This window comes from Mucilaginibacter rigui, from assembly GCF_014773275.1.
Classification (GTDB): domain Bacteria; phylum Bacteroidota; class Bacteroidia; order Sphingobacteriales; family Sphingobacteriaceae; genus Mucilaginibacter; species Mucilaginibacter rigui_A.
On record NZ_JACWMW010000001.1, the window covers coordinates 104,510 to 117,557 of the forward strand.

General features: G+C 35.9%; 11 protein-coding genes. 7 read left to right on the forward strand and 4 right to left on the reverse strand.

Annotation, left to right across the window (positions count from 1 at the left end; genetic code table 11):
- Positions 1–324 precede the first annotated feature (324 nt).
- From IDJ75_RS00485 to IDJ75_RS00510, 6 genes are all read left to right on the forward strand, one after another.
- Positions 325–1,554, forward strand: coding sequence for a site-specific integrase (locus IDJ75_RS00485; RefSeq protein WP_191173659.1), 1,230 nt, complete (start codon positions 325–327; stop codon positions 1,552–1,554).
- Positions 1,555–1,644: 90 nt separating this feature from the next.
- Positions 1,645–2,016, forward strand: coding sequence for a helix-turn-helix domain-containing protein (locus IDJ75_RS00490; protein ID WP_191173660.1), 372 nt, complete (start codon positions 1,645–1,647; stop codon positions 2,014–2,016).
- Positions 2,017–2,173: 157 nt separating this feature from the next.
- Complete coding sequence (locus tag IDJ75_RS00495) at positions 2,174–4,183, forward strand: AAA family ATPase (protein ID WP_191174856.1); 2,010 nt, start codon at positions 2,174–2,176, stop codon at positions 4,181–4,183.
- 419 nt (positions 4,184–4,602) lie between these two features.
- The gene (locus IDJ75_RS00500) at positions 4,603–4,977 is read left to right on the forward strand and encodes a hypothetical protein (RefSeq protein WP_191173661.1); all 375 of its coding nucleotides are present in this window, start codon (positions 4,603–4,605) and stop codon (positions 4,975–4,977) included.
- A 601-nt stretch (positions 4,978–5,578) separates the two neighbouring features.
- A complete protein-coding gene (locus tag IDJ75_RS00505) occupies positions 5,579–6,148 on the forward strand; it encodes a Panacea domain-containing protein (protein ID WP_191173662.1) in 570 nt (189 codons plus the stop codon).
- A gap of 8 nt (positions 6,149–6,156) precedes the next feature.
- A complete protein-coding gene (locus IDJ75_RS00510) occupies positions 6,157–6,594 on the forward strand; it encodes a hypothetical protein (protein WP_191173663.1) in 438 nt (145 codons plus the stop codon).
- Positions 6,595–6,932: 338 nt separating this feature from the next.
- On the opposite strand, the gene IDJ75_RS00515 is transcribed toward IDJ75_RS00510, so the two are convergent.
- The 4 genes from IDJ75_RS00515 to IDJ75_RS00530 all read right to left on the reverse strand — a co-directional run bounded on the left by IDJ75_RS00515 (position 6,933) and on the right by IDJ75_RS00530 (position 12,572).
- Positions 6,933–9,095 carry a site-specific DNA-methyltransferase gene (locus IDJ75_RS00515; RefSeq protein WP_191173664.1) on the reverse strand — a complete coding sequence of 721 codons (2,163 nt, stop codon included), beginning with the start codon at positions 9,093–9,095 and terminating at the stop codon, positions 6,933–6,935.
- A complete protein-coding gene (locus IDJ75_RS00520) occupies positions 9,095–9,460 on the reverse strand; it encodes a type II toxin-antitoxin system VapC family toxin (protein ID WP_191173665.1) in 366 nt (121 codons plus the stop codon). The genes IDJ75_RS00515 and IDJ75_RS00520 overlap by 1 nt, the downstream gene beginning before the upstream one ends.
- The gene (locus IDJ75_RS00525) at positions 9,457–12,237 is read right to left on the reverse strand and encodes a DEAD/DEAH box helicase family protein (protein WP_191173666.1); all 2,781 of its coding nucleotides are present in this window, start codon (positions 12,235–12,237) and stop codon (positions 9,457–9,459) included. Before IDJ75_RS00525 ends, IDJ75_RS00520 begins: the two co-directional genes overlap by 4 nt.
- A gap of 116 nt (positions 12,238–12,353) precedes the next feature.
- Positions 12,354–12,572: a helix-turn-helix domain-containing protein gene (locus tag IDJ75_RS00530; protein ID WP_317173722.1), complete on the reverse strand. Its 219-nt coding sequence runs from the start codon at positions 12,570–12,572 to the stop codon at positions 12,354–12,356.
- Between the two features lie 88 nt (positions 12,573–12,660).
- Between IDJ75_RS00530 and IDJ75_RS00535 the strand changes: the two genes are divergently transcribed.
- Positions 12,661–12,954 carry a hypothetical protein gene (locus IDJ75_RS00535; protein WP_191173668.1) on the forward strand — a complete coding sequence of 98 codons (294 nt, stop codon included), beginning with the start codon at positions 12,661–12,663 and terminating at the stop codon, positions 12,952–12,954.
- The last annotated feature ends 94 nt before the right edge of the window (positions 12,955–13,048 follow it).

The following is a 13,048-nucleotide window of genomic DNA, read 5'->3' on the forward strand; positions in this document are numbered from 1 at the left end:
TACGAAGTTTCGTAAAGCCTTTTACCTGGTGGAGAATATCGTTCCAGATATTGAAAGTTCCCCCTATTACCACCTATTCCAACTTTACTACCAATCTATATAGCCCTATAATTTCTTATCCGTCGCTCATCTCTGATAAAGAAAGAACGCCAATTTGAATAAAAGAAAATTCGTATGGGTTTTTGTATGCGACTTCCTAAAAATCCATTCTCAAGGCGCAAAAATAAAGTTTGTAAAGTTTTAATATTTGTATCCTCTTTGCGCCAGCTTAAATACAAATAGTTAAAAATCAGATAATTATTATTAATTAATTTTTCATTAAGAATGGCGAGTACTAAATTTTATATCGAAAAGCGTAAAGATGCGGATGGAGTAACAAAGACTAAAAACGTCCCTATACTATTGTCTTTTAGCTTTGATAACAATAGGATGTGGATTCCTACAGGTGAGCGAATTGATGCTAATAAATGGGATGATGACAAACAAAAGGTGAAAAGTTCTGCGATAGGAGCAGCAGAAATCAACAACGTGCTACAGAAAAAAAGAGACGATGTTATGGGTATCTATCGTAATGCGATTGCAGCAGGTACAGAGCCCTCAATCAAATACATCAGGGAGGCTCTTAATGGCAATAAAATCACGGCTCGAAAATCTGTTTTTCAACTTTACGAGGAGTTTATTAAGTCGAATGCTAACTTTTCGGAAAGTACCATCAAGAAACTCAAAACCAATCTACAGCATCTGCGCAACTTTGCTAAAAAGGAAGGCACGATTGAGTTTAAGTATATTGATGACGCTTTTATAAGCCGCTTCGAGCGCTATTATATTCAAGACCTAAAACATACTAATAATACAATCCACAAAAATGTCGGCAACTTCAAATGGTTTTTAAAGTGGGCCAGTAAAAACGGTTATGCTACAGAGATAAATTTGTCAATCAGTGGGAATATACGTCAGCACGAAAATGAAATCATAGCATTAACCACGGAAGAATTAAAAGCGGTGATGGACCTAAAATTTACTGACTTTTATATGTCAGTAGCAAGAGATGCGTTTTTGTTTGGTTGTTTTACAGGGCTTCGCTTTTCAGACATACAAAAGCTTCGCAAAGAAGATGTAACTGATCATTTTATTAACGTTACCGTTCAAAAGACAAAAGACTATTTAAAAGTACCCCTTAACAGCCAAGCTAAAGCAATATTAGATAAGTACCGCGACACACCAATGGCTGTAGCTATCCCCGTCTACACTGGACAAAAAGTTAATAACAATCTGAAAAAGATTGGCGAGCAGGCAAAATTAAATAGGTTAGTTACAACAATGAAGTATAGGGGATCTGTTTTGTTAAAACAAACTTGCCCATTACACGAAATTCTACATTTTCACTGCTCAAGGCGTACATTTATTAGTTATATGTTTAGTCAAGGCGTTCCGAGCGAAATTATCATGAAGCTTTCGAACCATAAAACCCATCGAAATTTCTCTAAGTACAACAGTATTCAAGATCAACAAAAATCCGATGCAATGAACTTAGCTTTCGGCTCGCTTGTATAGTTTTTAAATTTGTGAGACCTTGCGTTTATATATCTATAAAGATATTTATTAATCAATTAATTATATTAAAATGATTTTATTTCAAAATTAATGGCACCCCAAACAGAAGGAAACAATATTTTAAACGGCCAGCAGTTAAGCATGGCTACCTTCGTAAATCAATTTTTAACGCTTCTCACTGACGCTGTTCAGGAAAGCGTAGACAAAGCCGCAAGGAATGTTTTAGCCGAGCTAAGTCAACAAAAACCAACTCATCCTGGCGTTGATAATTTAAACGACGGATACCTTACCCGCGAGCAAGTAGCCGATTTGCTCCAAATCTCTTACCCAACATTACATAGATACCAATGTCAGGGACTGATCCCTGTTGTGCGAATCGGCCGAAAGTGCTTATACAATAAAAAAGAGGTGTTGGATTCTCTAAAAAATGTCAGTCGAAAGAAAGGACGACAAGTAAAGTAAAAAATAAATTAATAAAGTTAGGGCCGAGAAATCGGCCTTTCCTCATTGATAAAAAAGTTATGACGTAGATATATAAATCTCAGCAATTACTTAGCGTTGCTAACAACGTAAGACTGAAATACTACCGAAGTATAAACTTCAAAAGAAAAACAACACAATGTTTAATAAACAAATTTTAACATTAAAACAAGACATACTCGATGCCACTAAAGGTGGCTTTTTATTCTACAAAAGCATTATACCTAACTTAATGGTTAAAGAAAATAATGTAAGTTGTAAATCTGTACGTAACCCATTTTATAACGACTCCAATCCCAGTTTAAGCATTTATTATTGGAACGGTCAATGGCGCTTCAAAGACTTTGGTGATGAAAGCTATGCCGGCAACGTGTTTGAATTTGCAGGTACTCTATATGGAATTGATCCTGACGACGAGATTGAACTACTGTTGGCTACAATGTGGAAGCATATAGATCGCTTCGATGAGACGACTATAAACAGTTGGGTTCAACCTAATATCTTAAATAAAGACAACGATTTTGTCAAGGTAAAATTCAATGACAGAAAAAGCATTGACTTTACCTCTGATGAGCTTTCTTATTGGAATCAATATGGTATTGACGGTGCTACATTGGATAAACATAGAGTTGTAGCATTAGATTCTTACAGCATACAACATGACGAAGACCTCTTACCAACATTTAAAGAGCGACCAGCTGGAAAAATGTGGTTTGCTTACAAAGGGGATAATTTCGGAAAAATTTACAGCCCCAATCCTAAAGCTTTTTGGTATGTTGGTATAAAACCAGTTGATTACACCTTTGGAACACCGTTCGATAATTACCCAGAAACCCAAGATGTGATTTTAGCAGCCGGTGAAAAAGATGCATTATCGTTGATTGCTCATGGTTACAACGCTATAACACTTAACAGCGAGACTTCGGATTTCACACCTAAACAAAAAAAGAATCTTTTTAATAGCAGAATGCGCATAACGTCTGTTCTGTATGATAATGACGAAACAGGAGTAAGAAGAAGTAAAGAATTATCAAAAACGTTCAATTGCCCTTCAGTTGAGTTGCCTTGCTGGTTGAAAGATGTCGGCGGCAAGGACGTTTCAGACTTCTTTAAACATGGTGGTACTATATCAGAATTAAATCAAATCATAGGGGAAGCAGTCTCGAACCGTTTACTTCCAGCACCAACTTCGCAAAGAAAAAGTGTCCGCACTGCTTCCCAACGAATGGAAGATGCGAAGAATATGCCTGAAATATACAAGATGTTTGATGTGTTTTTACACTCGGGCGAGCTAGGTATATTATTTGGGGATACAGGTATCGGCAAAAGCATCTTGGCTGTAGCTATTGCTGATGCTGTAAGCCGAGGGAGTAATTTGTTATCGTTAGAGAATCAATGTGACCCTTGCAAAGTGATTTACTACGACTTTGAATTATCTGACAAGCAATTTCAAAAAAGGTATAGTGACGAAGATGGAACCATGCACATGTTTAGCGATAATCTTTTCACAGACAACGTAGATTTCACCCAGCTGGTAACAGATCGTCAATATAAATTTGAAAATGCCTTATTGGATAAAATAAAGCAAGATATAATTGATACAGATGCTAAACTCATCGTTATTGACAATATCACTTTTTTAAGTGCTCAAACATCATCCGATGTTCAGGTTGCAATGGAATTGATGAAGCTTTTGAAGCAGTTAAAGACGGAACTGGGTGTAACCATCTTAGTACTTGCCCATACGCCCAAAAGGCAAGCCTCTCAATCACTTACAATTAACGACTTAGCAGGAAGCAAACAACTTAGCAATTTTGCTGATACGGTGTTTGCTATCGGGGTATCTGCTGCGGATTCAGGCCATCGGTACGTTAAGCAAGTTAAACCCAGTAGAAGTGGGGAACTTGTTTATGATAAAAGTAATGTGCTAAAATGTGAGTTGCAAAGGGAAGAATCTGACGAATCACTACTAACATTCAAGTTCATTGAGTTTTGTGACGAAGCCTCTTTATTGGCAGATTCTTTAGACATGGAGAGTTTGAAAGAAGAAGCATTAAGGCTTAGGGCAACCGTACCAGGAATTACGATCAGGCAGATAGGCCAGCAACTTGGAGTTAGTAAAACCACTGTGGGCAGGTGGGTGCAGTAATGTAAAATAGAAAAGCCGAGCCTCTTCTTTATGGGTTCGGCTTTTTATTGAGCAATATTAGTGTCCCAAATTGACCTTACAAACCTACTCGTCCCTTCCTGTACAAGGGGACAAAATTGATGATGGGACAGTAAAGTTGCTCAAAACTTTTAGCCAATCATGATTAAAAAATAATCGCAAACTGCCATTTCACGCAGAAAAATAGATTTCAAGCCTAAAATTGGCAAGTTTTTAAACTCTATTGAACAGCATTTTGGTTCTTAGAAGAATGGAAATATTGCTATTATAACAATTATAAATTTTATACAATTGATCTATTTAATATAAAAATTTATAATTCTCAAAATGCTAAAAGTTTCAGATTTCTTGCTTAATATATTGACAATAAGGAACTTGTGGTCAATAAAAAAACAATCATTATGAACGAACCAATTTTAAGATTAAGACAGAAATTTATTTGCGACAAATGTAAAAGACCTATCAATTCGCCTGAAAAAGCTTTCGTCGAGTACGTTTATAGCAATGGCGACACACCCGGTCTTGACACCGGCCATAAGATTTTGCATAAAGGATGCGAGTTCTATAAATTTAAACCACACTCTTCCGTTGAATTAAGCACCTTCCTTGTGGAAAACGGTATTGTCGAAATTGTAAACAAAATGGAAACAAATCTATATGGAGTAAGTGATAGTGAAAAAGTAAGTGTAGAAGAAATTAAAGATAATTTAAATTTTACCAAACGAATTCTTGAAGCATTGCATGGCAAGCCAAAAGTTTTAGCAGAAGTAGAATAGCAAAAACTTTAATAAAAGAAAAGCAGGGCCAAGAGCCCTGCTACATTTAAACACTTAAATTCAATACAAATCTTCTACTGGCGCGGTAGGGGCCTGTGCCTTTACCACACTTATTTAGGTCATCCCAAAAATCAGTTAATTGATCTTTTCCGGAGACTATTTACGTGTTAGACCATGCGGCAACCTACTTTTTATTTATAGCATCATAAAAGGCTTGTATGCTACTATTTATGGCGGGTTGGTATTTTCGGGAAATAAAAGCTTATAGCCCTTTGGCAGTACGGCTGAAGAATCAACCTTGATAGCGAATTTTTTTTTTTGTATCGATGAAAAATTGTCGTTGCTTGTTGGTCAACTAAGCAAGATTGATATGTGTAACCTTTCGTTCTTGGAACGTGGAGAGCGTATTGCCATATTCTCAGCTTAATAAGTATTGCTGACGTATTAGGTATGGATGCGAAAGATTTTTATAGGTGAATGCTAATTATTTTAGCCAAATACATTGTTTTTTAACATTTTGTTAGTAACTTTGTAACGATCATTTGTTTTCTAACCATATTTTTATAAAAAACATTCCATATTATTGGGGTGTTTATCCCATATGAATTCATTCAAGTTCAAAAAAGCGGTACAGGCGTTAAATTATTTTGCGAAGCTCGAAGGAGGCGAAATAAACTACATGAAGGCCGGAAAACTTGTTTATTTATCTGACAGGGCCCACTTGCGTACATACGGCAGGACTATAACGAATGACAAGTATGTTGCCATGAAAAACGGGTCGGTTCCATCAGGCACTAAGGATATTATTTTAAAGTCACAATGGTTTACAAGTGATATAATTGATTATTCTAATCAGTTTTTATCAGAACCAAAAAACTTCAAAATTTCATCAGTTGGCGATGTTGACGAAAAGGTATTCTCAAAAACTGATTTTAAAATATTAAATGATATTTATAAATATTATGGTGATAAGGATCAATATTCGTTGAGTTATTATTCGCATCACTTCCCCGAATGGATGAAGTTTAGAAAAGAATTAGAGGCAGATCCAGGCCGTTCTTTTCCCATTTCATTGGAAGATTTCTTTAAAGACGGGCTTAAAGATGAACCATTTTCCCAAAGCGAGGAACTGTTAGAACTAAGCAAGCAGGAATTTCAACATTCGTTATAGCTTAGTGTATGCTGCCTCTAGAAACCTTTTCATCAAGTTTTGAGGTCGGTAATATATACTGGTTTGTAAATCCTCAAATTAATTCAAATGACCCCCATCCACATGTTTGTGTAGGTACTGATAGCAACGAAGCATCATTTCTTATCTGTGGGACATCTCAGTTTGAAAAGAAAAAAAGATATTTCGAATTAAACAACGTACCGTTTGAAACTCTAGTTTGGCTAGACCCAACTAATTTAGAAAACAATTTATATAAAGACACCTATATAAATTGCAATGACATTCAAAGACATAATTATATAGACCTTTATATTAATGGCTCTTTTTCGTTTTATGGAAAGGTTTCCGATTCGGAATTATACCAAATAAAAAATGGCGTGATTAAAAGCGATCTTTTGGAAGAGGACTTGAAAGACATTGTAATTAAGCAGTTCCCCGACTTTTAAAGTTGACATGGTCTAACAGTTATATAGTCTCCTCACTCCCCAAAAATAACCACGTTGGAAATCAGGTATTTTGAATACTTTTTGATTGGAAATCTCGGTTAGAGATTGCGTTTGTTGTCTGACATTGTGAAAGATTTAGTTTATTAATATATGTCCCATCGTCCCCTTATGTAAAGAGGGACGTGGGACAATTCAGTTATGTATTGTTAGCTGAAGTAGAGCCCATATACGGCAAAAAAATCTTCGGATGGTGCCTGTATTGAAGTTTTAAAAACTCTGCCGTACAGTGGCCATAAAACAGCAATGTGCAGCTACAGTTAGTTGTAGTGGCTATAGTATCAAAAATTGACTTCTATAATTTTACTGGTGTCTATGCCTAAAATGTCTACTACCTTAACCATCACTTTATACTTTCCGGGCTTGGAATATTCGTAAGGAACAGATTTAAATTCCAATGTGGTATTCTTCTTGGTTCTGAAGCTTTGCCATTCGTTCTCAAATAGGTAATTACCTGTCCATTTTTCTTCTACCTCGCCATCATCATTTTTTATTTTTATGATCTCTGGTTTGCTTAAGTAATCAAAATCTATCGCCCAGTAATCAATCCAGTCATGCCAATTTTGAGTTAACTTAGTACTGGTAATTATGCCATTTTTATCTTTTTCAATTTTTATAATCTGCCCGTCATCTATAACTACTTTACTTCCTGGCTTCATAGATTGTTGAACATCCTCAATATCGTCTTGAGTATAGTGAGTAACAAAATCAGTCAATTCTATTTGAATACCCTTTCCAGCATGATGCACCCTCGCATCAAGGTAAGCCACGTCAAAAAACTTAGCTTGTCCTTTATCTACGGCACGTTTGTCGAATATGTCTTTTGGGATGTACTTTAAGGTAATAGCCACCCCCTTTTCCTTGAGCTCCTGAATAAACTGAGGTGTTAGACCCATCTCAAATTCGAATCCTAAAACATCTACTTGCGTGTAAAGCTTTTGACGGCATTCTTCGAAAATGTCCATTAAACGTGTTTGCGTAACTGGCACATCCAAAGGACCAACGTTTACGAACCGACCAGCTTTGGCACCATGTAAGCAACTATGTCCATCTATCCTTTTAGCTTTATATGCCTCTAAAATAAGATCAACATAAAGGTCTTCTTTAGCTTTGCGCTTGCCGTTAGTTAGATCATCCATAAAAAACTGACGCTCGTATTTGCCAAGGTTAAGCAACTCAAAAGCTCTGAAATCTTTGCCAGTAGATTGCAGTTCTCTTTGAACACCAATTAATCTTTTTCTTGCTGTATGAATACTGAACCTTCCCAAGTCAGTTGTTATCCATTTTCGCCCTAATTTTTCTGCTACGGCAGCAGTTGTTCCACTTCCACAAAAAAAATCAGCGATTAGATCGCCTTCATTACTGCTTGCTTTTATCAAGCGCTCTAAAAGCGCTTCTGGCTTTTGTGTTGCATATCCCGTTCTGACGTCTGATTGCGAATTTTCATGAGAAATGTCTGACCATACATCGTCCATATAATATCCATCGGCTTCATCTAGATAGTGCTTAATTCTGAGTTTACCACTTCCCGTAATGTAAATTCGATTTTCATTCTTCAATTTATCGATTGTTTCTTGAGTCGTGGCACTACCTATTTTTTCGTCTTTAAAAAATTTACCATTCTCATCAATCTTATTAAATCTTTCCTTTAAATAATCTTTTGTATAGGGAATCTTTTGAGGATTATAGTTTATTTTATCCGACTTTGAAAAATATAATATGTCATCATGACTTCTTCCCAAACTAGTTTGGCCCTTAAAGCCGGAAGGTGTCATACTTCTCCAAATTATGTGTCCGCGGAAATTACTCTCCCCAAAAATGTCCATTAGCAATAGTCTGAGGAACCCTACCACTCGCCAATCCACATGTACATATATGCTGCCGTCATCCGATAATAGATTGTACATCAACTTGAGACGTTCGTACATCATTGTTAAATATGAGGATATGCCTTTGCCCCATGTATCGCGATAAGCAATTTCTTCAATAAGACTTTGCTTTTTCTCAACTGTTTCGTCGCCTACCTCTATATTAAAACCAAAATCAGTTCCGACTGCAAATGGTGGATCAATGTAAATAAGTTTTAGTCCTCCTGCCTTTTCGATTTCTTCCCTTAGTGGACCGTTATTTAAGGATGAAAGAATTAATTTATTGTCTCCCCATATTAGTTTATTAGTCCAACCCTTCAATTGTCGCCCCCTAAAGTCAGTTTCAAACATGCTAAAATTACCTCCAGCTTTGACTGACTCTTTCCGTGGTTCATCTATGTGTTCAATGCTGTGAAAAGGCAATGCAATATTAGTTACATCTTCCTTTCGGCCATTCCAAAATAAGAAAACATCTTCCTCGTCAGAAAATAGCTTATATATGTATTCCTTTGGCAGTTTTTCGCCAGCCTTTATTAATTCAATTAGTTTGTTTTTCTCAGTGTCGTTTAAATTCATCAATCTAATGGGTTATTTACTATTAAATCATCAATGTGATTAAAGTCATTAACGTTTCTTGTAATTAGCTCTGTACAATGCATTAAAGCTGTTGCCGCAATGATAGAATCAGCGGCTTTCATATTTACCTGTTGTCTTAAAGTGATTGCACGGTTAATGACTGCATCGCTTATAGGTAAAACTGTTACCAACTCAAATACTGCATTAAAATATTCTTCAGCCTCGGGAGTTAGATGGCGATACCCTAATACTTCCAATTTGGTTAGTTCTGAAACGGCAATATCCTCTTCTTCTAACAATTCTTTTAAATTAAGATACTCAGGGCTCGCGGCGTAAATAATGATGTTACTATCGACTAATCTCATAACCCATTAATTTTACGATCTGTCCTATCTTTTTTTTGCCATTCGATAGGGTCGCCAAAACTTGAGACGTCGGCACCTCTTTTTAATATCTTTTTTGCATCCTCTTTTGTTAAACTGGTTCGTATTTCAAAGAGAGAAATTACATCTTCAAAATATTTTAGTCCCCCCTTTATTTCATCCCATTTTTCTTGCTTGATGTAAACGGTTCTGTAGGTATAATCCTGCTGAACCTTGTTAATATCTTTACACCAAGTAGTGAGTCGCTTAATCTTCCTAATATCGTCTAAGTCCTCTCTGCCTTTGGTTTCTAAAATAAAATATTGAGTAGGAGAAATTTTAACAAAAAAGTCGGGATAGTATTCTCTGATGTTACCATCTTCTGCTTGGTATTCGATTTTAAAGTTAACCCCACCTTCTCCTGTTGTGTTCTTAGCAAATGAAATAACATCCGGAAACTTATTTTCAAGATAAGAGGCTAACTCCAATTCGAATGGATTATCGCCAATTGTTTTATTAAAAACGGATTTTTTGGAATAAAAAAATGGCTGCTCTTCAGCTATTTTAGGTTTTGTTGTCTTGAGCGATATATAGTTTTTAACTTCAGCAGAACCTTTGTCAGTTACTGTTAATTCATCTATAGCTTTTTTAAAAGTCGATTTCAGGATTTCTTTAGGCCGCAACTCTGACAGGTTCCGCATGGTCTGCGGATCGGATAGTTCAACTTCCTTTTTAAAAAGTTTGTACTTAATAAAACCTTCAACTTTAGGGTAAAGTGTGTTAAAGCCACTTACCATACGGCTGTCTTTCAAAATAACCGAAGTAAAGAAACTGATCACATTTCTGTAATCGGGCGCTGTGTCTTTAAAGATTGTCTTATGTGAAAAGTCGCCATCAATGGTATTAAATATAATTTCCTTTAACTCGTCTTGGCTGAAGTTTTTTAGTTCTGCTTTGTCATTATCGAATTTATTAATATCGATTAATTCCAAATTTTTGAACTCCCTGTAAAACCTTGGGCTCATCTGAGGGATAGGTATATCTAAATCATCTAAATCTTTATTAGGATTATCTTTATCTACTTCAATAATAACAGGAGACTTGCCTTTTGTACCCTTACCCATAGGGCTGTATTGAAATTCAACACCTTCAGTTTTCAAGCCTTCAACAAATTGTAAGAATGCTGGTGTGCCAACAACTACTAATTTTTCCGGCGTATCTAAAGAAAACATTTTTCTTAAACCCCTACCAATGGTCTGTTCGGGTAAAATTTTAGAATCAGCGCCAAATGGCCGCAAACCAACTATCGTTGTAACATTACGTACATCCCACCCCTCTCTAAGCATAAGTACTGATACTACTGCTTTGTAAGGTGAGTGATCTTTATCTATGTCGTCGGCAGCCTTTCTTAATGCCTCTAAAGCTTCCTTATCTTTTTTCGAAGTAGCTGCTTCTTTTATTTCACCCGAGTTGTTTGTGTGAATAGTTAAAACCGAATTCTTCATTACTGGATAACTGGTTCCCAAAAAAGCAGCTGCCTGATCTGCCTCTTTAGTACTCATAGTCATAATGAATAATATCGGAGTCTTATGATTTTTCAACTCATCATACTGCTGTTCCCACTCCAAATAACCTAAGTGAATATAGTCCCGATAGCGCTCTATAAAATCGCTACTATCTTTTTCGTGTATTTTTTCACGGGACGCCTCATCTGGTAGTACTGGCAACTTAACCACGTTTTGTTTGATGGCCTCTACTAAAGGGTAATCGCTAATGGTCTGAACAAATATTGCCCCGTTATTATGTTTAGGAGTGGCAGAGTAATCTGCTTGAAGACTAATACCATTGCCATTTTTAAGTTTAAGTTTATTGCTAATATCCTCAATACTTTTAAACCAGGCTAAGGATCTATCATGAATATGGTGGGCCTCGTCATTTAATATTACCAAGTCTCTAATTTTATCACTTCTTAATACCTTACCTAAGTCTAACCCCTTAGATGTGTCGGCATTAGGTTTAGGCTTAACACCTAAAAACGTGGTTTCAAAAGATTCTTCAGGAGTTTCATTGAAAAACACCCTATGGATATTAGTTAAAAAAATGTTGCCCGATTCTGTTATAGGTCTTAAATCATCTTGAATATGCAATGTCAACTGAAAATCGTTTTGCCAATCCTTATTATCAAAGCCGTTATCGGGTAAAAATGGCTCTTCAAAAAACATTTTTAATCCACTAAAATCTTTTAAAAGTCGATTAAGCACGATAATATTAGGTGCAATAACTAAGAAATCTTTAGACAGCGTACTGTTAACTTCGTACAGTTTGTTAAAATAAGACCAAACTAAAGTTAAAGCCATCACTTTTGTTTTGCCAGCACCTGTCGCCATTTTTATCACGTAACGCGTCCATGTTTCATCAAACATCCCTGCACTTACCCGTTGGGATGAATCAAAACGCATTAAATCATATTTGTCTTTAGCTCTAGCTACTTCATATAAATAGACAATTGACTCAAGTGCTTCCCTTTGAGAAAAGAAAAATCCAAATTTATTCTGACCGATCAGATGCTCTTGATTGAACCAGAAGTTTAGCAACGACTTAGATGTTTGGGATGCTCCTTCGTAATCATCGTCTCTCCATTTAGCTACTGCAGCGCGTATTTTATAAACCAATGGAGGTAATAATTTTTCGTAAGCATCTTGAGCAGCGTCAAATTGACTTTGAGAAGGGGCCCACCGCTCATTAGGTCGTAATATTTTGAATGGATTAAACAGGTTCATTAGCTAAAACGCAATAAAATTTAGAATGATAAAAATACTATAATTAAAATACGTTGTAATAATAATTTTGAGGGCGTCGTCCTGCTGTCCCGAGTAATAGAACGGGACACCGGCACTTAAAATAATTCTTTGATCTCTATTTTAAGTGCCTTCGCCAGCACATTTATGGAACTTAAAGTGGGATTGATTTCGCCTCTTTCTATTCGTCCAACTTGAGATAGTGGAATCTCAGCTTCATTGGCTAATTGCTCTTGCGATAAACCGGTAGAGATTCTTAAATCTCTCAACCTTCTTCCGAAAGCCTTTATAACTTCGTCATTTTTGATGTTTATCACACATCGAAAATGACGCATATATGTGTTTTTTATTGACGCATGTATGCGTTATTTATTATCTTTCAAAAATTAATCCAAATCACATTTAATGAAATCTTATAATGAATGGGTTTTAGAAAATCCAGGTAAAACGATCAATGATTATTACAAGGCTACTGGCGCAACCCCAGTAAATACCAATCAACCAATTCAAAACAATCCAATAATGACAATGCCTGAAACAATTAACATTAAAATATCGACCCTAAGATTATTTCTTTATACTGGCATTGTGATGGGTGCAGCTATTCTTTGGACAATAATTTATCTTATGATTATTTATGGAATAGCTGGAGGCTTATTAAAGCAATTGTTGCTAAAAATGTCCGGTCAAGGTATTTAATAACAGAAGTTTAAGGAATTTCAAACAGGAACGACGTGATTGAAGCAATTTCAACACGTCGCCATTTATTTGAGTTCTTCGCAAAAATTTAAGA